Origin of the sequence: Frigidibacter sp. ROC022 (genome assembly GCF_024723735.1) — a bacterium.
Taxonomy (GTDB): Bacteria; Pseudomonadota; Alphaproteobacteria; order Rhodobacterales; family Rhodobacteraceae; genus SLM-1.
Genome location: NZ_JANQDU010000001.1, coordinates 1,059,536 through 1,080,945, shown reverse-complemented (window position 1 = coordinate 1,080,945; position 21,410 = coordinate 1,059,536). Strand labels below are relative to the sequence as shown.

Genomic DNA, 21,410 nt, shown 5'->3' with positions numbered 1-21,410 from the left:
GCGCGATAACTGGAGCCTGACATGACCCGAGTTCTACTGACCGCGGCCCTCACCGCCCTTGCCCTTCCGGCATGGGCGGACGAGGTCAACATCTATTCCTACCGGCAGCCGGCCCTGATCCAGCCGCTGCTTGATGCGTTCACCGAAAAGACCGGCATCACCACCAATGTCGCCTTTCTCGACAGCGGCATGGTCGAGCGACTGGTGGCCGAGGGCGACCGCTCGCCCGCCGATATCGTCCTCTCGGTCGATATTTCGCGGCTGGCCGAGGTCAAGGCGGCGGGGGTGACGCAGGCGGTCTCGGACCCCGTGCTCGACGCCATTCCCGCCACGCTGCGCGACCCCGAGGGCCACTGGTTCGCCCTGACCACGCGGGCGCGGATCGTCTATGCCTCGAAGGAGCGCGTCGCCGATGGCGAGGTAACGACCTACGAGGATCTGGTGAACCCGAAGTGGAAGGGCCGGATCTGCACCCGCTCGGGCACCCATGTCTATACGCTGGGCCTGGTCGGCGCCTATATCGCGCATCACGGAGAGGCCGCGGCCAAGGAATGGCTGACCGGGCTGAAGGCCAATCTGGCCAAGAAGCCGGAAGGCAACGACCGGGCGCAGGTGAAATCCATCTGGGCCGGGGAATGCGACATCTCGCTGGGCAATACCTATTACATGGGCGAGATGCTGGCCGACCCGGAACAGACCGAATGGGCCAATTCGGTGCGCATCGTCTTTCCGGCCTTCGAGAACGGCGGCACCCATGTGAACATCTCGGGCATCGCGATGACCAAGGCGGCACCGCACCCGGACACCGCGTTGGCGCTGATGGAATTCCTCGCCTCGCCCGAAGCGCAGGAAATCTATGCCTCGACGGTCACCGAATACCCGGTGGTGCCGGGGGTCGCGACCTCGGATCTGGTGCGCAGCTGGGGCAGCTTCACCCCGGACGGGATCGACCTGTCCGAGATCGCCGACAATCGGGCCACCGCGCTGCGGCTGGTCGAAGAGGTCGATTTCGACGGCTGAGCGGGCACGGCCGCGGCCGGCTCTCATCCCCGAGTCGGCGGCGATCCGCAGGCGGGCGGTCCGGACAGCGGGCCGCCCGCTTCGCGTCTGGACAAGCCGCCGTCGGGGCGGCAGGGTCTCGGCGAGTCCCAACGAGGCACCATGACCCGCAACATCATCATCGACACCGACCCCGGCCAGGATGACGCCGTGGCGATCCTTCTGGCCCTGGCATCGCCCGAGTTGAACCTGCTGGGGATCTGCGCCGTCGCGGGCAATGTGCCGTTGCCGCTGACGTCAAAAAATGCCCGTATTGTCTGCGAGTTGGCAGGCAGAGTTGATGTGCCCGTCTTCGCCGGATGCGCCGCCCCGATGGCGCGCGCGCTGGTGACGGCCGAGCATGTCCATGGCAAGACCGGGCTGGACGGGATCAGCCTGCCCGATCCGCAGATGCCGCTTCAGGACCGGCATGCCGTCGATTTCCTGATCGAGACCCTGCGTCGAGAGCCGCCCGGCACGGTGACGCTCTGCCCGCTGGGCCCGCTGACCAATATCGCCACCGCCTTCACCCGGGCGCCCGACATCGTCGAGCGGGTGCAGCAGATCGTGCTGATGGGCGGCGCCTATTTCGAGGTCGGCAACATCACCCCCGCCGCAGAATTCAACATTTACGTCGATCCGGAAGCCGCTGAAATCGTTTTCAAATCCGGCGTCGACCTGGTGGTGATGCCGCTCGACGTGACGCATGGCGCGCTGGCCACCCCGGCCCGGGTCGCGGCGTTCCGCCAGGCCGGCCGGGTCGGGCCGGCGGTGGCCTCGTGGCTGGAATTCTTCGAGCGTTTCGATACCGAGAAATACGGCTCGGAAGGCGGGCCGTTGCATGACCCGACGGTCATCGCCTGGCTGCTGCAGCCCGGGCTCTTCACGGGCCGCCGGATCAATGTCGAGATCGAGACCACGGGACGCTGGACCAGCGGCATGACGGTTGCCGACTGGTGGGGCGTCTCGGGGCGCGAAGCGAATGCACTGTTCATGGGCAAGGTCGAGGCGCAGGGCTTCTTCGACCTTCTCACCAACCGGATCGCAAGGCTATGAGCATTCTCACACCCGCCGGCGCCGAGCATCTGTCGCGACTCCTGCCGATGATCGCCGCCTATCACGAATTCAAGGGCATCCAGTCCAACGACTCGCGCCGCCGCGCGGCGCTGGAACCCCTGCTGCGCGGCACGCCGCTGGGCTCGGTCTGGCTGATCGGGCCGAAGATGGCGCCGGTGGGCTATGTCGCTGTCGGGATGGGCTGGTCGATCGAACTGGGCGGGCCGGATGCCTTTGTCGACGAGTTGTTCATCCGCGAGGCGGTGCGCGGCCGCGGCATGGGCGCGCAGGCACTGGACGCGCTGGCGACCGAGCTGGCAGCGCGCGGCGTGGTGGCGCTGCATCTCGAAGTGGCGGGCGACGATGCCAAGGCGCAAAGCTTCTATGCCCGACGCGGTTTCGCAAGGCGCGACAATCACACGCTGATGACCCGGCGGCTGTGACCCGCCCCGGTGCGGGCCACCGGCGGACCCGGCGCAACACCGGCGCGTGACTTTGCGGCGCTGCCCTTGGGCTGGACCGTGCAGGTGCCTACATCTGTGCCATGACACTCAGCATCGCCTTCGACAATTCCTATGCCCGCCTTCCCGACCGGTTCTTTGCCCGTCAGGCCCCGGTGCCGGTGGCGGCCCCCCAACTGCTGGCGGTGAATGCCGGGCTGGCCGACGAACTGGGGCTCGACCCGCAGGCGCTGGCCAGCCGGGAGGGGCTGGAGGTCCTGGCGGGCAACCGGGTCGCCGAGGGTTCCGAACCGCTGGCGCAGGCCTATGCCGGGCATCAGTTCGGCGGCTGGGTTCCGCGCCTGGGCGATGGCCGGGCGGTGCTGCTGGGCGAGGTGATCGACCGGCAGGGCCGGCGCCGCGACCTGCAACTGAAGGGCGCCGGGCGGACTCCGTTCAGCCGCGGTGGCGATGGCCGGGCCTGGCTGGGGCCGGTGCTGCGCGAATATGTGGTGTCCGAAGCGATGCATGCCCTGGGCCTGCCGACCACCCGGGCGCTGGCCGCGGTCGGGACCGGCGAGATGGTGCAGCGCGAAACCGCCCTGCCCGGAGCGGTCCTGACCCGCGTCGCCGCCAGCCATATTCGGGTCGGCACCTTTCAGTATCTGGTTGCGCGCAACGACATCGAGGGGCTGTCCGCGTTGACCGAACATGTCATCGCCCGCCACTATCCGCAGGCCGAAGGCCCGATGGGCCTCTTGCAGGCCGTGGTCGCGGCACAGGCGCAGCTGATCGCGGGCTGGATGTCGGTCGGCTTTATCCATGGCGTGATGAACACCGACAACATGTCGGTCGCCGGCGAGACCATCGACTATGGCCCCTGCGCCTTCATGGACGGCTACGATCCGGGCAAGGTCTTCTCCTCGATCGACCTTCAGGGCCGCTATGCCTATGCCAACCAGCCGCAGATCGCGGTCTGGAACCTGGCGCAACTGGCCTCGTCCCTGCTGCCGCTGATGGGCGGCGAGTCGGCGATCCCGGCAGCCACCGAAGAGATCGAGCGGTTCGCCGATCTCTACAGCGCCGCCTGGGCCCAGCGTTTCGCGGCCAAGCTCGGGTTTTCCGGGCCGCCGAAGCCCGGCGATTGCGGGCTGGCGCAGCGGCTGCTCGACCAGATGGCCCGCGCGGGTGCCGATTTCACCAACACCTTCCGGGCCCTGGCCGAAGGTCGGCCGACCGGGCTGGAAGACGGCAAGGACTATGCCGCCTGGCAGGCCGACTGGCAGGCCCGGCTGGCGGACGAGCCCGACCCGCAGGCGGTGATGCGGGCCGCCAATCCGGCGGTGATCCCGCGCAACCACCAGGTCGAGCGGATGATCGAAGCCGCCGTCGCGGGGGACATGGCGCCCTTCGAGAGATTGACGGCGGCGCTGGAACAACCCTTTGCCGACAGCGCCCCGGCCTGGCTGCGGGAAGCACCCGGACCCGACGAGGAAGTCACCCGGACCTTCTGCGGAACCTGACCGGCGCCGACCCTTTCGGCCAGGACGGGTCCGCAAGGGCCGAACGGCGTGCCGGGACGTGACATCAGGTCGCCGGGATCTGCCGAACTGCGATGACGCTCTCTACCCGTGGCGGTCCGCAGGATGGGTGATGTCACGCACCATTCCCCCCGTCCCCGCTTTTGCCGGCGGGGCATGGCAAGGCCCTGCGCCGCGCTTCAAATCACTTCCCGTCCGGGCCCGATGAAGTCTTTTCGCTTCGCGAGCCAGCCGCTAGACTTGCGGGGACCAGAAGCGGAGCACCCATGACGATCCTGCAACTCGCCGCCCTGATGATCGTTCTGGCGGGGGCCTTCGGGTCGATCAACTATCTCTTCCTCAAGCTGCCGCCCGCCATCGGCATCCTGATCGTGGCGCTGGCCGCCTCGGCCGGGATGATGCTGCTCGGCTGGCTGGCGCCCGGCCTTGGCCTGGCGACCACGGCGCGGGGGATCATCCAGGACATCGAGTTTGCCGACGCGCTGCTGGAGGGGATGCTGGGGCTGCTGCTCTTCGCCGGTGCCCTGCATGTCAAGGTCGAGGACCTGCGCGACGAGGGCAAGGTGGTGTTCCTGATGGCCACGCTCGGGGTCGCGCTGTCCACCGTCATCGTCGGCGGCGCCTTCTCCTGGCTGACCGGGATGCCGCTGCTGGTGGCGCTGGTCTTCGGGGCGCTGATCGCCCCGACCGATCCGGTGGCGGTGCTGGGGGTGCTGAAGCAGACCGACCTGCCGAAATCGCTGGAAACCCAGATCGCCGGCGAGTCGCTCTTCAACGACGGCGTCGGCTATGTCGTGTTCCTGGTGCTGGCCGGCCTCGCCTTTCCGAGCGCCGGCAGCCATGCCTCGGGCCTTGCCGAGGCCGGCCGGCTGTTCCTGCAGGAAGCGGTCGGCGGCGCCGTCCTGGGGCTGGTGCTGGGCTGGCTGGTGTTCCGGGTGATGCGGCGGATCGACGACTACCCGCTCGAGGTGCTGCTGACCCTGGGCCTGGCATTCGGCGGCTATGAACTGGCGGTGGCGCTGCATGTCTCGGGACCGATCACCGCGGTCTGTTCGGGGCTGCTGATCGGCGATATCGGCGCGCGCCACGGCATGTCGGAAGAGACCCGCCGCTATGTCGATGCCTTCTGGCACCTGATCGACGAGATGCTGAACGCGGTGCTGTTCCTGCTGATCGGTTTCGAGGTCTTCGCGATCGGCTTCGGCGTCGATGCGCTGAAGGCCGGTGCGCTGGCCATCGGCCTGTCGCTGTTCGCCCGGCTGATCTCGGTCTGGGTGCCGGTGACGATCCTGCGGCCGTTCAACAGCTTTTCGCGCGGGGCGGTGCAGGTGATGACCTGGGGCGGTCTGAAGGGCGGCATCTCGGTGGCGCTGGCGCTGTCGCTGCCCGAGGGCGAGTGGAAGCCGCTGATCCTGACCGCGACCTATATGGTCGTCGTGTTCTCGATCATCGTCCAGGGCCTGACCGTGGCCCAGCTCGCGGCCCGGGTGACCCGCGAACCGGAGATGCTCTAGCCATGCCCGCCCGGCAGTCGAGGCCCGCGCGATGAGCGGCCCGGACGACCCCGAGGACGATGACGCCCCGATCGGCGCCGCGATTGCCGGAGCGGCGCTCTATGGCGCGCTGGCCGCCGCCAACGAGACCCGGCGCGGCATCGAGGAGGGCCGGGCCGGCAGGCGCGGCGTGCGCCGGGCCTTTGCGCGGCGCGGCCTCAGGAAAGAGGGGCCGGCCTCCGATGCCGAAACGGATGCCGGGATCATCCACAGCCATGCCGACCGGCCGGGCGAGCATCCCCCGCTGGCGCCGCAACGCCCGGTGCACGAAAGCCGCCGGCTGGCCCGGGCGCGGGGCCGCTACGCCAATTCCCCCTGGCGGCTGCCGCCCCGGGCCTGGCGCCATATCCTGCATCGCACATGGATCGAGATGAATCAGGACCACCTGGGCCTGATCGCCGCCGGAGTCGCCTTCTACGCGATCCTTGCCCTGTTCCCTTCGCTGAGCCTGCTGGTGGCCCTGGGCGGACTCTTCGCCGAGCCGGTGGACGTCGCCTCGGCGCTGGACGCGGTCTCCGAGATATTCCCGCGCGAAGCGGCACAGATCCTGCTGAACCAGACCAACCAGGTGGCCAATGCCAGCGGCAGCGGGCTGGGCCTGACGGCGATCTTCAGCTTCGCCATCGCGCTCTATTCCGCCTCGCGCGGGGTGATGAGCCTGATCGAGGGGCTGAACGTCGCCTATGACGAGGACGAGAAGCGCAGCTTCCTGCGGCTGGGCCTGACCGCCTTTGTGCTGACGCTGGTGGTGATCGGCGGCACCTTCGTCGGACTGACCGCGACGGTGGTGATCCCGGCGGTGCTGGAGATCTTCGGGATCGAGGCCGGGCTTCTGACCTGGTTCGACTCGCTGCGCTGGCCGATCCTGCTGATCGGCACGATCATCGGGCTGACCATCCTCTACCGTTTCGGCCCGTCGCGCGAACATGCCCGCTGGTCCTGGCTGTCGCCCGGGGCGCTGCTGGCCTGCCTGCTCTGGCTGATCGGCACCGCCGGCTTTGCCTGGTATGCGGGCAATTTCGCGCTCTACAACCAGACCTTCGGCACTCTGGGCGGGGCCATCGTGCTGCTGATCTGGCTCTGGCTCTCGGCCTATGTGGTGCTGATCGGCGCCGAGCTGAACGGCGAGATCGAGGCCCAGATCGCCCGCGACACCACCACCGGCCCGGCGCTGCCACGGGGGCGGCGGGGCGCGGTCAAGGCCGATACCCTGGGCGAGCCGGTGGACTGAAGCGGCATGGCATGGCCGCTGCGGCCGATGCGCGGATTTCGGGAACGGTTGAGCCTGTGGCCCGCTTCGCCTAACTTGCCGGGAAAGCCCCCAGCACAGTGCCGAGGTCCGATGCCGCATTCGATCATCTCCCGTTGCGCAGATATCGGCCTGCGCCTGACCGCCCCGCGCCGCGTGATCGCCGAGGTTCTGGAAGCCTCGCATGACCACCCCGACGTCGAGGAACTCCACGCCCGCGTCGCCAAGGTCGATGCCCGGGTCTCGCTGGCCACGGTCTATCGAACGGTGAAGCTGTTCGGAGAGCACGGGCTGCTCGACCGGGTCGATTTCGGGGATGGCCGGGCCCGCTACGAAACCGCGGACCGCGAGCATCACGACCATCTGATCGACCTGTCCACCAACAAGGTCATCGAATTCGTCGATCCCGAGATCGAGAAGCTTCAGGAACGCATCGCGCAGCGGCTGGGCTATCGGCTGACCGGGCACCGGATGGAGCTGTTCGGAGAACCGCTGGACAAGGACGAGGACGGCTAGGAAGATACCGCGCCCTCTGGCCCTTGCGACCCATCCACGCTAACCGGAAATTCGGCCCGAACATGCGAGGCCCGGAGCCTCCCCGATGAACGACAATCTCCGCGCTGCCCTGCTGATGATCGCCGCCATGGCCGGTCTGTCGGCGGAAGACCTGTTCATCAAGATGCTGCTGGACCGGGTGCCGATGGGAGAAATCCTGCTGATTCTCGGCACCGGCGGCACCCTGGCCATGTTCGTCGTGGCCCGGATTCGCGGCGACCGTCTGCTCGACCCGCTGATGCTCTCGCGCCCGGTGCTGATCCGCAATGGCGCCGAGATGGCCGCCCAGGTGCTCGGCTTCACCGCGCTGGCGCTGCTGCCCCTGTCGCTGGTCACCTCGATCGGCCAGGCGGCGCCGATCGTCACCACCCTGGGCGCGGCGCTGTTTCTGGGTGAAGTCGTCGGCTGGCGCCGCTGGAGCGCGATCTTCGTCGGGCTGATCGGCGTTCTGATGATCCTGCGGCCGGGGTCCGAGGCCTTCCAGCCAGCGATGATCCTGTCGGCGCTCGCCGTCTGCTGCATCGCCGCCCGCGATCTGGCCACCCGCCGCGCCCCGCGCGAACTGGGCACCATGCCGCTGAATTTCTGGGGCTATGCCACGACCATCCCCTCGGGCCTGTTGATGCTGATCTTCGGCGGGCAGGCGCCGGTCTGGCCCGAGCCGATGGATCAGGTGATCCTCGCGGCGGCGGTCGTGATGGGGGTCAGCTTCTACTTTATCCTGACCCTGGCGCTTCGCATGGGCGAAAGCTCGGTCGTGGTGCCGCTGCGCTACACGAGGCTGGTCTTCGTCCTGATCCTGGCGGCGCTGGTGCTGGGCGAGCGGCCCTCTGCGATGATGCTGGCCGGGGCGGCGCTGGTCACGCTGTCGGGGCTCTACACCCTGCTGCGCGAGGCCCGGCTCAAGCGGCGCCGGCGTCAGCGGCCTTCCCCTGAACCGATGCCGCCGCTATAGGAAGGCGAACCTCGAAAGGGAGCCGAAATGAGCACGATCATCGACATCAACGCCCGTGAAATCCTGGACAGCCGGGGCAACCCGACCGTCGAGGTCGACGTGATCCTGGAGGACGGCACCCTGGGCCGCGCCGCCGTGCCCTCGGGCGCCTCGACCGGCGCGCATGAGGCCCACGAACTGCGCGACGGCGACAAGGACCGCTATCTGGGCAAGGGCGTGCTCAATGCCGTCGCGGCGGTGAACGGCGAGATCGCCGATGCGCTGGTCGGGATCGACGCGACCGAGCAGCAGGCGATCGACGCCATGATGATCGAACTGGACGGCACCCCGAACAAGGCGCGACTGGGCGCCAACGCGATCCTCGGGGTCAGCCTCGCGGCGGCCAAGGCGGCGGCGGATTTCTCGGCCCTGCCGCTCTACCGCTATGTCGGCGGCTCGGCGGCGCGGGTTCTGCCGGTGCCGATGATGAACATCATCAACGGCGGTCAGCATGCCGACAACCCGATCGACATCCAGGAATTCATGGTGATGCCGGTTGCTGCCGGCTCGATCCGCGAGGCGGTCCGCTGGGGTTCGGAGATATTCCACACCCTGAAGAAGGAACTGGCCCAGGCCGGCCATGCCACCTCGGTCGGCGACGAAGGCGGCTTCGCGCCGGGGCTGAGCTCGACCCGCGAGGCGCTGGACTTCATCATGCGTGCGATCGAGAAGGCCGGCTACAGGCCCGGAGACGATGTCATGCTGGCGCTGGATTGCGCCGCCACGGAATACTTCAAGAACGGCAAATACGAGCTTGAGGGCGAAGGAAAATCCCTGACCGCCGCCGAGAATGTGACCTATCTCCAGGGGCTGGTTTCGGATTATCCGATCCTCTCGGTCGAGGACGGCTGTTCGGAAGACGACTGGGAGGGCTGGGAACTGCTGACCCGGACCCTGGGCGACCAGGTGCAGCTGGTCGGGGACGACCTCTTCGTCACCAACCCGACCCGGCTGGCCGACGGGATCAGCCGCCGCGCCGCCAATTCGTTGCTGGTCAAGGTCAACCAGATCGGCACCCTTTCCGAGACCCTGAAGGCGGTGGACATGGCCCATCGCGCCGGCTTCACCTGCGTGATGAGCCACCGCTCGGGCGAGACCGAGGACGCCACGATCAGCGACCTGGCGGTGGCGACCAACTGCGGCCAGATCAAGACCGGCTCGCTGTCGCGCTCGGACCGGCTGGCGAAATACAACCAGCTGATCCGGATCGAGGAACTGCTGGGCGAGACGGCGGAATACGCCGGGACCGGCATCCTGCGCTAATCGGTCCGCGCCGGGGGTTTTGCACCCCCGGACCCCCGCAGGATATTTTCAAGGTAAAGCGGCGCCGGGCTAGCTGTGTTCCTCGGCCGCCTGCGCCGCCAGCGCCGCGTTGAACGCCTTCAATGCATCGACATGGAAGAGCGCGCCCCAGAGCTCGGGCGGGTCGCCCTCGCCGCCCAGCGTCACCACCGGCAGGAAGCTGACCCCGGTGCGCTCGAACATCGGCATCGCCTCGTCCAGCGTGGCGTTGCCGTTGATATGGATGCCGTCCTCGATCAGTTCCCAGCAGGCCTCTTCCCTGGCGGCCCGCTTGTCGCCCTTCTTGCGCATCAGTTTCGAGACCGAGAAGGTGGACAGCAGATAGGCCTGCGGTCCCGCCGCCAGTCGGATGTTGCGGCGCAGCAGCTGGGTCAGGAAATAACTGCGCACCGCCAGCCGCGAGGCCAGCGCCGTCGAGATCGCCACCGCCGTCATCACCGCCAGCCCGGCCTGCCAGTTGCCGGTCAGCTCGAAGACGATCAGCGTGGTCGAGATCGGCGCCCCGAGCACCGCGGCCGAGACCGCCCCCAGCCCGGCCAGGGCATAGAGCGTCTCGGAACCGGAGACGCCGGGGAAGACGGCGGTGGCGATCTGGCCGAAGGCCAGCCCGGTCAGCGCCCCCAGCATCACCGCGGGCGAGAAGATGCCGCCGCCCATCCGGCCACCCAGCGTGAGCGAGACCGCGATCACCTTGACCACCGCGAAGGCGATCGCCTGGCCCAGCACCAGCTGCCCGGTCAGCGCCCGCGAGGTCGTCTCGTAGCCGACCCCGATCACATGCGGGAACCAGATCGCCAGCAGCCCGACACCCAGCCCGGCCACCATCGGCCGCAGCGCCCTGTGCAGGCCCAGACGTTCCTGCCAGCGGTCGGCCCAATCCTCGGCCCGGAAGATCGACCAGATCAGCACCACGGCCACCGCCCCCGACACCAGGCCGAGGATCAGATAGGCCGGAAGCTCGGCATAGAAGGCGCCGGCGCCCTTGAGGACCAGCGAGAACTCGGTGACATCGCCCAGCACCGAACGCGAGATCACCGCCCCCACCACCGAGGCCAGGGCGATCGGCCCGAAGGCATGGATCGCGTAGTGGCGGAGCACCACCTCGAGCGCGAAGATCGTGCCGGCGATCGGGGCATTGAACGAGGCCGAGACCGCCGCCGCCACCGCGCAGCCCAGCAGCTCGCGCCCGGTCACGCCCGAAGCCTTCATCCAGTCGGCCACGGCACTGGAGATCAGCCCGGCCAGGTGCACCACCGGCCCTTCCCGGCCCGACGAGCCCCCGGTGCCGAGGGTGATCAGCGAGGCCAGCGCCGAGGCAATGCCCTCGCGCCGCTCGACCCGGCCATCCTGCAGCGCGGCGCCCTCGATCACATCGGCAACCGCGCGAACCCGGCCGTCCGGCGTGTAGCGGTGCAGGATCACCCCGACCAGCAACCCGCCCAGCGTTGGCACCGCGATCAGCCAGTACCAGGGCAGCAGCGGCGCCAGGCTGTGCATCTCGTGATCCGAGGCGCCGTAGACAAGGCTCTGCAGGGCGTCGATCGAAAAGCGGAACCCGGTGGCGGCGAGACCCGAGGCCGTTCCGACCAGCAATGCGGCAAGCCAGAACCGGGCCTGCGCCGGGGCGTTGTCGCGCGCCGCGCGGGCCAGGACCAGCGCCCGTCTTGCCTGTCGTCTTACGCTCCGCACCCAGACCTTGGTGCCGCTGGCTGCCATGCCTGCTCCATTCCCTTCCCCCGCCGCTGCTGCGGGTCTAGGATCCGGCGCATGAGTCCGAAATGTCATGACCCCGAACCCGCGCTTTCCGAATTGTCTGCCTTCCTAGGCAATCGGCTGGCCCGATCCAAGTCCGAACGCGACCTGCATGGCGGATCGGAAAGCCATTTTGCCGCGGCGCCGCCGAATGCGGTGGCCTATCCGGAAACCGCCGAGGAGGTGGCGCGGATCGTCCGGGTCGCCGCCGCGCACGGGCTGCCGCTGATCGGCTATGGCCAGGGCACGTCGCTGGAGGCGCAGACCTCGGCCATCGCGGGCGGCCTGACGGTGGATTTCGCCCGGATGGCGCGGGTGCTGGCGGTGCATGCCGAGGACATGGACGTGGTGGTCCAGCCCGGCATCACCCGCGAGGCGCTGAACCGAGAGCTGCGGGCGACGGGGCTGTTCTTTCCGGTCGATCCCGGCGCCGATGCCTCGCTGGGCGGGATGGCCTCGACCAGGGCCAGCGGCACCACGGCGGTGCGCTATGGCACGATGCGCGACCGGGTGCTGGGGCTGCAGGTCGTGCTGGCCGACGGGCGGGTGATCCGCACCGGCAGCCGGGCCCGGAAATCCGCGGCGGGCTATGATCTGACCGGGCTCTTCGTCGGCGCCGAGGGGACGTTGGGCCTGATCACCGAGCTGACCCTGCGGCTGGCCGGGCAGCCCGAGGCAGTGAGTTCGGCAATCTGCGGCTTTCCGGCGATCGGCCCGGCGGTCGAGGCGGTGATGGCGGTGATCCAGTCGGGAATCGGCGTGGCACGGATCGAGTTCACCGATGCCGCCACGGCGCGGGCCTTCAACGCCTATGCCGGGACCGGGCTGCCGGAACAGCCGCATCTGCTGCTGGAGTTCCACGGCTCGCCTGCCGGGGTGGACGAGGATGCGGCGCGGACCGGCGAGATCGTGCAGGGCTTCGGCGGTTCGGATTTCCAGTGGTCGGCCCGGACCGAAGAGCGCAACGCGCTCTGGCAACTCCGCCACAACGCCTATTACGCCTGCCTGCGGCTGCGTCCCGGCGCCCGCGCGGTGGTCACCGACATCTGCGTGCCGATCAGCCGTCTGGCCGAAGCGGTCGAGGCGGTGACGGCGATGGTGGAGCGGGCCGGCCTGCTGGGGCCGATCCTGGGCCATGTCGGGGACGGGAATTTCCATGCCGTCCTGCTGGTCGATCCGGGTGATGCGGACGAGATGGCGCGGGCCCGGACCTGCGCCACCGAAATGGCGGAACTGGCGCTCGGCATGGGCGGCACGATCACCGGCGAACATGGCATCGGGATCGGCAAGCGCGGGCTGATGCAGGCCGAGCATGGCGAAGCCTGGGCGGTGATGGGCGCGGTCAAGCAGGCGCTCGACCCGCAGGATTTGATGAATCCGGGGAAGCTGGTGCCGGATCCGGGGCGGAACGGGTGACGGCGGGCGACTACAGATTACTCGAGGTCGCACAAACATCCATCGTCGTCGGAACCAAGCATTCTTTGCAGCTAAGCCGCAAGTCTAATCCTCGGCTCGTCGCTCGCTTCGTCGGGCTTCGAATTGCTCCCAAACATGCATCCGACCCTTCTGGCGGGCGTCAGCCAACCATAATTTCTTGCGTACATTGGGCAATTCAAGAGAGCGGTAGGTTCCCCCCGAGAACTTTGCCCAGTCAATAGCCAACCCAAGCTTGACCATTTCGGCGGAGAGGTCGCGGCCATCTTGTAGATAGCATCGTGCGACGGTGCGACCATAAGCGTCTCGAGCTGCAACCTCTGCCCGAACTGTCGTCCCCTTGCACAATGAAACCAAGGCCCATTTGGCCTTCTTTCCATAGGGGTGATCTATTTCAGGCGCATCAACACCGAACAAGCGAATTTGCGTCTTTTCTATAACCAAGGTGTCCCCATCGACAACATAGGCAGAGCCTTGCAAGACTTGCCTCGCCGACTGGGGCCGGGCGGTCTTTGCATCAAAAGGCCGCCGCTTTGTAGTCGTGTCGATTTGAAATGTTGTTCGGTATTGATGTGTTTCTTTTCTGCGGGTGCTCCTTCTCCTAGACAGCAGAAATACGACAACAACAAGAAAGAGGATCAGTATAGAAGCTTCCAATTAACCAACCGATTCCAAACATTGCGACCCAAGATGTTCTTTAGGGCAATAGCTTCCAGCATTCCTCCTCTCCATGTCTAGCAAAAAAATGGCTTACTGGAGAAAAGTCTGTCTCCGGGTCAAGTAGCCAAGACTAAAGTCTAGCAAGCGACCGGCGACCCATATCCAGAGAAATCATTGATATCTAGCAGTTGCAGGGCGAGCGCTAATGTCGCCCTGGCTTCGCTAAATTTCTCACTGCGCCGGCTTGATGAAACTGCCGTTCCGCAAGTCCTTCATCGCCTGCTGGATTTCCTCACGGGTGTTCATCACGATCGGGCCGTGCCAGGCCACCGGCTCCTGCAGCGGCGCGCCCGAGATCAGCAGGAAGCGGATGCCCTGCGGCCCCGCCTGTACCGTCACCTCGTCGCCGGTGCCGAAGCGGACCAGGGTACGGTTGCCGGAAAGGTCGCGGATGTTGACCTCCTGTCCCATCACCTCTTTCTCCAGCAGCACGCCCGAGGGCGCCGAGGCATCGGCGAACCGCCCTGCCCCTTCGAAGACATAGGCGAAGGCACGGCGGTAGGTGTCGATCCTGAACGTCTTGCGGAGTCCGGCAGGCACCGAGATGTCGAGATACTGCGGATCGGCGGCGATGCCGTCGACCGGGCCGCGCCGGCCCCAGAAGCTGCCCGTGATGACCCGCACCCGGGTGCCGTCGTCGTCGATGATCTCGGGGATGTCACCCGCCTTCACGTCCTGATAGCGCGGCGCGGTCATCTTCAGACTGGCAGGCAGGTTGGCCCAGAGCTGGAAGCCATGCATCTGCCCGCTGGCCGTGCCCTTGGGCATCTCCTGATGCATGATCCCCGATCCGGCGGTCATCCATTGCACGTCCCCCGCGCCCAGCGTGCCGGAATTGCCCAGCGAGTCGCCATGTTCGACGCTGCCCGAGAGCACATAGGTGATGGTCTCGATGCCGCGATGCGGGTGCCAGGGAAAGCCGCGCTGGAAGTCCTCGGGGCGCTCGTTGCGGAAATCGTCGAACAGCAGGAACGGGTCCGACAGCTCGGGGTCGCCGAAGCCGAAGGCACGGTGCAGATGGACCCCGGCCCCCTCGATATGGGGTCGGGCGGTCGAGAGAGACTGAACGGGACGAATGGACATCGGATGTCTCCTTTCGCGCCTCAATCTAGCTGTGCGCCGACACCACGCCAATACGGGGGCCGGTGCGCCAACGCACAACCGTTGTGACGGGCGTGCCCGGCAGGCGGCGCGTGGCGGCACCGCGCTCGACGCTGGACGCCGCCCCCTGCCCCGGCTACCACCGCCGGATGACGCCAAGCAACGATCCCGACGATCCCGTCATTGCCCGGCTGGCCGTGCCCATGTGGCGGCGGGTCGTCGGGATGGCCGTCCTGGCGCTGCTGGTCGTGCTGCTGGCCCGGCTGGCCTGGACCGAGAGCAGCACCGGGCGGCAGGCGGGGCTGATCCTGGCGATGCTGGGGGGCGGATTTCTGCTGCTCGGGCTCTGGCGGGCCACCGCCGGGGCGGTGCTGCTGCGCGCCTCGGGGCGGCTGGAGACCAGCGGCGGGCGGGTTCTGGCGCTGCCGGACGAGATCGCCTCGGTCGAGACCGGGGCCTTTGCGGTCCGGCCGTCGAACGGTTTCATGCTGCGGCTGCGCTCGACGCGCCGGGGCCCCGGCTGGGCGCCGGGCCTGTGGTGGCGGCTGGGCCGGAGACTGGGCGTCGGCGGGCTGGCCGACGCGGCCGAGGTCAAGGCCATGGCATCGGCGCTGAAGGCGCGTCTCTCTGCGTCAGGCTCGGACCCGCGAGAATAGCCGAGCGGCGGGTTGCCCGGTCAGCTGCTGGTCCACAGCAGCTGGCCCGAGAAACGCGGCCGGGTGATGACCACGTTCTTGTAGGCAAAATCGGCAAGCCCGACGCGCAGCGGCATCTCATAGGGCATGTAGGTCTCGACCACGATCACGGTATCTTCCTCGGCCATGTCGGGGATCGAACCTTCGACCACGTCCAGCGTGTCCTGGGTCAGTGACTCGACGCCGGTATTGCCCTGGCTCCAGACCAGCTTGAATTCCTCGTCGTCACCGTCGTAGCGCACCACCGAGACACGGATCCATGTGTCATCGGCATTGGCCAGGGTGATGTAGTCGAAAATCCCCTTCATCCCGTCGATGAAGTCCTGGTCGATCTCTTCGGTCTCGCGCGACAGAAGGTCGCCGATCGTGTAGGCCGCCTTGGAGTTTGTCGCGTCGATGCGGAAGATGTCGAAGGTGACATACATGAGCGACAGGAAGAACACGAGCAGCGGCGCGGCGATGGCGGCCTCGACCGAGAGCATGCCGCGCGTGTCGTCGGCAAAGCTGCGCAGGCGGCGGCGCAGGGAATGGAACGGATGCAGGATCATGACTGGCTCCCTCACGGCTCGTTCACGAACGAGGTGGATGCGATGATCCGGTAGCCGCCGGATGCGTCGGTGGGCAGATCCGGCCCCAGACCATAGGTGGGAAACATCGGGTCGAAGACCGCACAGGCCCGCAGCAGCATGAAGGCGTTGCGCTGACCCTGGGTGAAGTTGACGATCGGCTCGACCTCATGGGTCCGGTCCACGCAGGTCACGGCGGTCTCCGGCACCGTGAAGTTGTCGGTCGAGATCGGCGTCAGTTCCAGATGCAGCGTCTCGGCGCAATCGGGAATGATCAGCGAGTTTGCGCAGATCGCATCCCGCACCGACTCGAAGGTCGGGTCCGTCATCGATCCGACCCGCAACGCCCGGACAGTGATGTCCACGCCGCGTTCCAGCATCACCTGGCGCAGCGTCAGCACGCCCATTTCGACACCGGTGACGGCGAGGATCATGAAGATCGGGAACAGGATCACGAATTCGATCGTGGCCGTCCCGTCCTCGCGCCGCGCAAGGCGGCGCAGGTTTCGAAGCGCACGGATCATTGGGTCAGCCTGAGCTTGCCGATCGCGTTGGCGATGGACTGGAATGCGGTGGTGATCTCAAGCCCGTTCACCCGATAGAAATGGCTGGGCGAAGAGGCGCAGGCCTCGAGGATGTCGGCCGAGTCGTCGGTGACCTCGAAACCGATCGAGAACACGATGATCCCTTCCTCCTTGGCCGCGTTGCACATCGCGCTCAGCCGCGCATCCTTGGTCGAACCGCCGACATAGGTGATCGGCTCGTCGTCCCAGGCGTAATAGTCGCTGCTGTGGTTGCGGATTTTGTAACGCAGGTAATAGGCGTGGTAATCGACCGACATGATCTTCCACAGATCGTAATAGGTCAGCTCGGTGGCATCGGGTGCGCCTTCCGGCAGCAGTCCCCAGCGGTTCGAGCCGCTGCCATCCTTGCGCCAGTAGTATTCCAGCAAGCCGTCGCTGTCGCCCCAGCTGCTGCTCTCGGGGTAATAGACCGAATACTTCCAGTCCGACCCGTCCCACCAGCGCCACACGCCGGATTTCTGCCCCTTGTAGGCGTCGTTCAGCTTGTATTCCGTGGTGTTGATCCCATCGGTCATGACCACGATGACCTTCATCGTGTCCGAATTGGTGTAGGAGAACGGGCGGCCTTCAAAGCTGCTCGAAACCTTGCCGTCGGCGATCATGCCGCTGACCGCGGGCTGCGCCGAGGGGTCAAGCAGGGCGGTGCCCCATTTCATCCCGATCTCGATCGACGTATTGCCGCCCGACTGCAGCGCATCGATCTTGTCCTTCAGAACCTCCGGATCATCGGCCAGGACCAGGATGCGCGAATAGGTCGTGTCGGGGCAGATGCCGTTCATGCTCGGCGGCATCGTACGATAATAGTAGTCGAAGACATCCGACCGGTAGAGCGTGCTGGTGGTGCTCACCGCCGTGTTGGAGAAATCCTCGGTCGAGAAATCGACGCAATAGTTCGTCGTGTTCTGATTGGTCAGCGTGTAATGCGCCAGCAGATCCGGCCCGGCGTTCACCTGCATGTTGTACGGGATGATCGACATCGAGGTCCGCGCATCCACGGTGGAAGCATAGATCGTGTCGACGAATTCCTTGGCCGCGTTCTGCAGCGATTCCAGCTTGGTCGTACCGGTGTTCTGGCGATAGGTGCGCGAACCGTAGCGCCGGCTGTAATAGGTCACATATTCATAGATCGGCTCGCCCATCGAACCCGAGACGTCCAGGACCAAAGAAATCTCGATGTCCGAAATGCTCTCCTCGGCGGTGCCGGACGCAACCGGCGACAGGGTGTCGATTCCGAACATGCTCATGAAGAACGTGTCGAGCGTGCCGGTGGCGGTGGCCGAAACGGTCTTCGAATTGAAGCCCGAGGAACTCTGCGGTTCGGCGTAATACTCGGACAGGCCGGCCTTGTCGAAATAACTCTGCACGACCTGCGCCGGGGTCAGGGTCTGGCCCATGTCGGCGGCGGCCAGAATGGCCCGGTCGAGCGTGTTCTGCAGACGTGCCCGCTTGGCTTCGAACCGGATCGCATCGACGGCGATCCCGGCGACCATCATCACGGTCATCAGCAGAAACAGATTGAGAATGGTGAATGAACCGGCTTCGTCGCGGGCAAACCTGCGACGCGCTCCGACTCTTCCAAGCCCAGCCCCGCCCAGCAACTTTTCCTTCAAGGAAAACATGTCATTTGCTCCACATACCAACCCCGGTCCCAAATGACCTTGTGGCAGGCAAGTGCGGCGGAAATGCGGAGGTACGGTGGCAACGACCGGATGATTTCAAGCGGCATTGCGGCAGAAACGGGGGCGAGTCGCCCGCAAGCCCGCCCCCTGCGGAGCAGCACGAACGCCCAATGGAAAAGGCCCCGGAGAGCGTTCTCCCGGGGCCTTCACTGATCGTTTGCGGGGGCCGGCCCCAAGGCCGGACGCGTCAGGATGCCCAGAGCAATTGCGGCGCGAAACGCGGCCGGGTCACGACCACATTCCGGAAGGTCATCCTGTCCAGGCCGATGTTGAAGGCCGGCGTGAAGGGCATGAAGGTTTCGACCACGATCACCGTGTCGCCGTCCGACATCATCGGGATCTGCGGCTCCAGTTCGGCCATCGTCGCCGCGGTATGCGAGCCGGTGGCATAGGTCCAGTTCAGCACCATCTTGTTCTCGGAACTGTCGAAACCGACGTTCGACACCCGGATCCAGGTGCCCTCCTGGGCGAAGACCATGTAGCTGAACATGGTGTTCAGCCCTTCGATATAGGTCGCGTCCACCGGCTCGGTCTCGCGGCTCAGCATGTCGCCGACGGTATAGGCGGCCTTCACATTGGTGGAATCGGCCCGGAACGTGTCGAAATAGGTGAAGGTCGTCACCATGATCCAGGTGATCAGCGGAATCATCAGCGCCGCCTCGATCGACAAGCTTCCGCGGCCGTCGCGTCCGAACCGGGCCAGCCTGGCACGAAGATGTTTCATGTCCTTCTCCCTCACGGTTCGTTCACGAAGGCCGAGGTGGCAATCAGGCGATAGCCACCCGAAGCGTCGCGCGGCAGATGCACCGCCAGCCCCGTCGCAGGGAACATCGGGTCGAACACCGCGCAGGCCCGGACCATCATCAGCTTGTTGCGCTCACCGGGATTGAAATTGATCACCGGGTCGATCTCGGCCGTCCGGTCGACGCAGTTGTTGCCTTCGAGCGGCACGTTCCAGGCCGTCGTGTCGACCTCGCGCAGTTCGAGCTGCACCACGTTCTCGCAATTCGGAATGATCATCGAATTCTTGCAGATCAGAGCCTTCACGTTGTCATGCGTGGGATTGGCCACCGTCCCCAGCCGCAGGGACCGCATGGTCAGGTCCAGCCCGCGTTCCAGCATCATCTGCCGGGTCATCAATACCCCGGCCTCGATCCCCGAAATCATCAGGACGATGAACACCGGGAACAGGATCACGAATTCGATTGTCGCAGTGCCCTCTTCGCGGCGGAACCGCCGCAGGGTGCGGAAAAACAAACCAATCATTGGGTCAGCCTCAGTTTGCCGATGTCATTGGCGATGGACTGGAAGGCGTCATGAATCTGCAGGCCGTTGACCCGGAAGAAATGCGATTTGGTGGTGGCGCATTTCTCGAGCACCTTGGCCGAGTCATCCGTGACCTCGAAACCGATCGAGTAGATCTTGATCCCGGCGCTCTTGGCCGCGGTGCAGATCGTATCGGTGCGCGCGTCCTTCTCGGAGCCGCCGATCATCGTGTAGACACCGGGATGGAACAGACCAGAGACCCAGGTGCCGGCGGTCCAGAGGTTGTAGGTCAGGTTCCAGGCCACGCCGCTGCCGCTCTGCATCATGTCGGCGGTCTTCGAAGCGTTGTACTTGACCCCCGTCGTGGCCCAAAGCTCGGGATAGGTCAGCTGCACCGCGTCCGAACCGCCATCGGGCTGCAGTTTCCAGCCCGAGCCGACCACCCAGAAGCCCAGCAGCCCCTTGTAGGACAGCTTGCCGTTGTCCGGATTGACCCAGACCTGAGACAGGCCGGACTTGTAGCTGTCGGCCATCAACCACTGGTTGGTGTTGATCCCGTCGGTCATCACGACGATCACCTTCAGGGTCTCGGCGGCGTTGTTGTCCAGGGGGCGCGAGGCCACGGAAGCGGGCAGCACGCCATCGGCGGCCAGCGCGGCGATCGCCGGGCGGGCCTCGGGTTCCAGCAGCGCGGCGCCCCATTTCATCCCGATCTCGATCGAGGTGTAGCCATCGGCCACCAGCGAATCGATCTTGGCCTTCAGGATGGCCGGATTGCTTTCCACCGGCATCACCTTGACCGAGTCCTCGGTGCGGCAGACGAAGCGCCGCGGCGTCTTGGTGCTGCGGCCCGAAATCGGGTCGAAATGCGCCGTCCGGCTCAGCGGTTCGGTCGTCGTCAGCGCCACCTTGGTGTAGTCCTCGGGGGTGAAATCGACGCAGGCCGAAACCGTCTGCTCCTTCGAGATGCTGAATTTCGATGCCAGTTCCTCGCCCGCATTGACCTGGGTCGAATAGGGCACGATCGAGATCGTGGTGCGGTTCGGGTCGGTCTGGGCGTAGATCGTATCGACAAAGGCCTTGGCCGCCGTCTTCAGCTCGTCGAGCTTCTTCTTGCCCGAGGCCGAGGTCTCGCCCATCGAGCCGGACACGTCCAGCACCAGCGAGATCTCGATGTTCGAGATGCTTTCCTCGGCCGCACCGGCCGCCGGCGCGTCCAGCGAGGCGATCCCGAGGAACTTGAGGAAATAGCTGTCGATCTCGCCGCTGGTCACCGCCGAGACCCGGCGCGAGTCATAGCCGTTCGCGACATGGACATTCAGCGTGTAGCCCTTGACCCCCGACTTGGCGAAATAGTCGCGTACGACGGCTTCGGGGTCCTGCTTCTGGTCCATGTCGGCGGCGGCAAGGATCGAACGATCCAGCGTGGATTGCAGCCGTGCCCGGGTGCTTTCCTGCCGCATGAAATCGACGGCCATTCCGCCGACCATCAGCATGATCAGAATAATGAAGAGTGAAAAGACCGTCAGCGACCCGCGTTCATCGGATAGCCGACGCGGACTGCCAAAGCAGCTTTTGAGAGACCAAATTGTCATAACCCGATAACTTTCCCGACAACACCAATTCGTCGGCCCCCCGGCCGAACTGGTAAATAAAACGAGACCCAAAAGCACCCAGAATGTGGCGGCAATGTGGCGAGTAGCCATAATTCCCCAATGTTCTCAATTAGTTAGAAACAGTAACTGGAAATTGTTGGCGCTGTTGCCCCCGCCGGGACAATATTGCGGCATCTCGATGACGGCCCGCGATCGTTAGGGAAAAGCCGATCTGCCGTGGTAACTGTGATTCTATGGATGAAGACCCCGGAAAGGGGTTGGCCTGTTGG

20 protein-coding genes are annotated in these 21,410 nt (G+C 66.0%); 11 read left to right on the top strand and 9 right to left on the bottom strand.

Annotated elements, in window-relative coordinates:
• Positions 1-21: 21 nt before the first annotated feature.
• The 9 genes from NUW50_RS05205 to eno all read left to right on the top strand — a co-directional run bounded on the left by NUW50_RS05205 (position 22) and on the right by eno (position 9,689).
• A complete protein-coding gene (locus tag NUW50_RS05205; RefSeq protein ID WP_258288003.1) occupies positions 22-1,020 on the top strand; it encodes a Fe(3+) ABC transporter substrate-binding protein in 999 nt (332 codons plus the stop codon).
• Positions 1,021-1,161: 141 nt separating this feature from the next.
• A complete protein-coding gene (locus NUW50_RS05200) occupies positions 1,162-2,094 on the top strand; it encodes a nucleoside hydrolase (RefSeq protein ID WP_258288002.1) in 933 nt (310 codons plus the stop codon).
• The gene (locus NUW50_RS05195; RefSeq protein ID WP_258288001.1) at positions 2,091-2,537 is read left to right on the top strand and encodes a GNAT family N-acetyltransferase; all 447 of its coding nucleotides are present in this window, start codon (positions 2,091-2,093) and stop codon (positions 2,535-2,537) included. The genes NUW50_RS05200 and NUW50_RS05195 overlap by 4 nt, the downstream gene beginning before the upstream one ends.
• A gap of 101 nt (positions 2,538-2,638) precedes the next feature.
• Positions 2,639-4,057: a protein adenylyltransferase SelO gene (locus NUW50_RS05190; protein ID WP_258288000.1), complete on the top strand. Its 1,419-nt coding sequence runs from the start codon at positions 2,639-2,641 to the stop codon at positions 4,055-4,057.
• 284 nt (positions 4,058-4,341) lie between these two features.
• Entirely contained in the window at positions 4,342-5,589 is a 1,248-nt protein-coding gene (locus tag NUW50_RS05185; RefSeq protein WP_258287999.1) for a cation:proton antiporter, read from the top strand.
• Positions 5,590-5,620: 31 nt separating this feature from the next.
• Complete coding sequence (locus NUW50_RS05180) at positions 5,621-6,859, top strand: YihY/virulence factor BrkB family protein (RefSeq protein ID WP_258287998.1); 1,239 nt, start codon at positions 5,621-5,623, stop codon at positions 6,857-6,859.
• A gap of 111 nt (positions 6,860-6,970) precedes the next feature.
• Positions 6,971-7,393 (top strand): Fur family transcriptional regulator, encoded by a 423-nt coding sequence (locus NUW50_RS05175; RefSeq protein ID WP_258287997.1) that lies wholly within the window; start codon positions 6,971-6,973, stop codon positions 7,391-7,393.
• Positions 7,394-7,478: 85 nt separating this feature from the next.
• Entirely contained in the window at positions 7,479-8,387 is a 909-nt protein-coding gene (locus tag NUW50_RS05170; RefSeq protein ID WP_258287996.1) for a DMT family transporter, read from the top strand.
• A gap of 27 nt (positions 8,388-8,414) precedes the next feature.
• Positions 8,415-9,689, top strand: a complete 1,275-nt coding sequence (eno, locus tag NUW50_RS05165) for a phosphopyruvate hydratase (RefSeq protein ID WP_258287995.1) — start codon at positions 8,415-8,417, stop codon at positions 9,687-9,689.
• Positions 9,690-9,758: 69 nt separating this feature from the next.
• Here eno and NUW50_RS05160 read toward each other — a convergent pair whose 3' ends face one another.
• Entirely contained in the window at positions 9,759-11,444 is a 1,686-nt protein-coding gene (locus NUW50_RS05160) for a chloride channel protein (RefSeq protein ID WP_258287994.1), read from the bottom strand.
• Positions 11,445-11,495: 51 nt separating this feature from the next.
• Between NUW50_RS05160 and NUW50_RS05155 the strand changes: the two genes are divergently transcribed.
• On the top strand, positions 11,496-12,896 hold the full coding sequence (locus NUW50_RS05155; RefSeq protein WP_258287993.1) for an FAD-binding oxidoreductase: 1,401 nt from the start codon (positions 11,496-11,498) through the stop codon (positions 12,894-12,896).
• An 84-nt stretch (positions 12,897-12,980) separates the two neighbouring features.
• Here the strand turns inward: NUW50_RS05155 and NUW50_RS05150 are convergent, their stop codons facing one another.
• Together NUW50_RS05150 and NUW50_RS05145 are read right to left on the bottom strand one after the other, a co-directional pair.
• Entirely contained in the window at positions 12,981-13,571 is a 591-nt protein-coding gene (locus NUW50_RS05150) for a thermonuclease family protein (RefSeq protein WP_258287992.1), read from the bottom strand.
• Positions 13,572-13,805: 234 nt separating this feature from the next.
• Complete coding sequence (locus tag NUW50_RS05145; RefSeq protein ID WP_258287991.1) at positions 13,806-14,717, bottom strand: pirin family protein; 912 nt, start codon at positions 14,715-14,717, stop codon at positions 13,806-13,808.
• Between the two features lie 62 nt (positions 14,718-14,779).
• On the opposite strand from NUW50_RS05145, the gene NUW50_RS05140 reads away from it, so the two are divergent.
• Positions 14,780-15,391: a hypothetical protein gene (locus NUW50_RS05140; RefSeq protein ID WP_258287990.1), complete on the top strand. Its 612-nt coding sequence runs from the start codon at positions 14,780-14,782 to the stop codon at positions 15,389-15,391.
• A 20-nt stretch (positions 15,392-15,411) separates the two neighbouring features.
• Here the strand turns inward: NUW50_RS05140 and NUW50_RS05135 are convergent, their stop codons facing one another.
• The 6 genes from NUW50_RS05135 to NUW50_RS05110 form a co-directional block, all read right to left on the bottom strand.
• On the bottom strand, positions 15,412-15,978 hold the full coding sequence (locus NUW50_RS05135; RefSeq protein ID WP_258287989.1) for a TadE/TadG family type IV pilus assembly protein: 567 nt from the start codon (positions 15,976-15,978) through the stop codon (positions 15,412-15,414).
• Between the two features lie 11 nt (positions 15,979-15,989).
• On the bottom strand, positions 15,990-16,520 hold the full coding sequence (locus NUW50_RS05130) for a TadE/TadG family type IV pilus assembly protein (protein WP_258287988.1): 531 nt from the start codon (positions 16,518-16,520) through the stop codon (positions 15,990-15,992).
• Positions 16,517-18,199: a pilus assembly protein TadG-related protein gene (locus NUW50_RS05125; protein ID WP_258287987.1), complete on the bottom strand. Its 1,683-nt coding sequence runs from the start codon at positions 18,197-18,199 to the stop codon at positions 16,517-16,519. Before NUW50_RS05125 ends, NUW50_RS05130 begins: the two co-directional genes overlap by 4 nt.
• Before the next feature lie 247 nt (positions 18,200-18,446).
• On the bottom strand, positions 18,447-18,983 hold the full coding sequence (locus NUW50_RS05120) for a TadE/TadG family type IV pilus assembly protein (protein ID WP_258287986.1): 537 nt from the start codon (positions 18,981-18,983) through the stop codon (positions 18,447-18,449).
• 11 nt (positions 18,984-18,994) lie between these two features.
• Positions 18,995-19,525: a TadE/TadG family type IV pilus assembly protein gene (locus tag NUW50_RS05115; RefSeq protein WP_258287985.1), complete on the bottom strand. Its 531-nt coding sequence runs from the start codon at positions 19,523-19,525 to the stop codon at positions 18,995-18,997.
• Positions 19,522-21,003, bottom strand: a complete 1,482-nt coding sequence (locus NUW50_RS05110; protein WP_443135076.1) for a hypothetical protein — start codon at positions 21,001-21,003, stop codon at positions 19,522-19,524. The genes NUW50_RS05115 and NUW50_RS05110 overlap by 4 nt, the downstream gene beginning before the upstream one ends.
• Positions 21,004-21,410 lie beyond the last annotated feature (407 nt).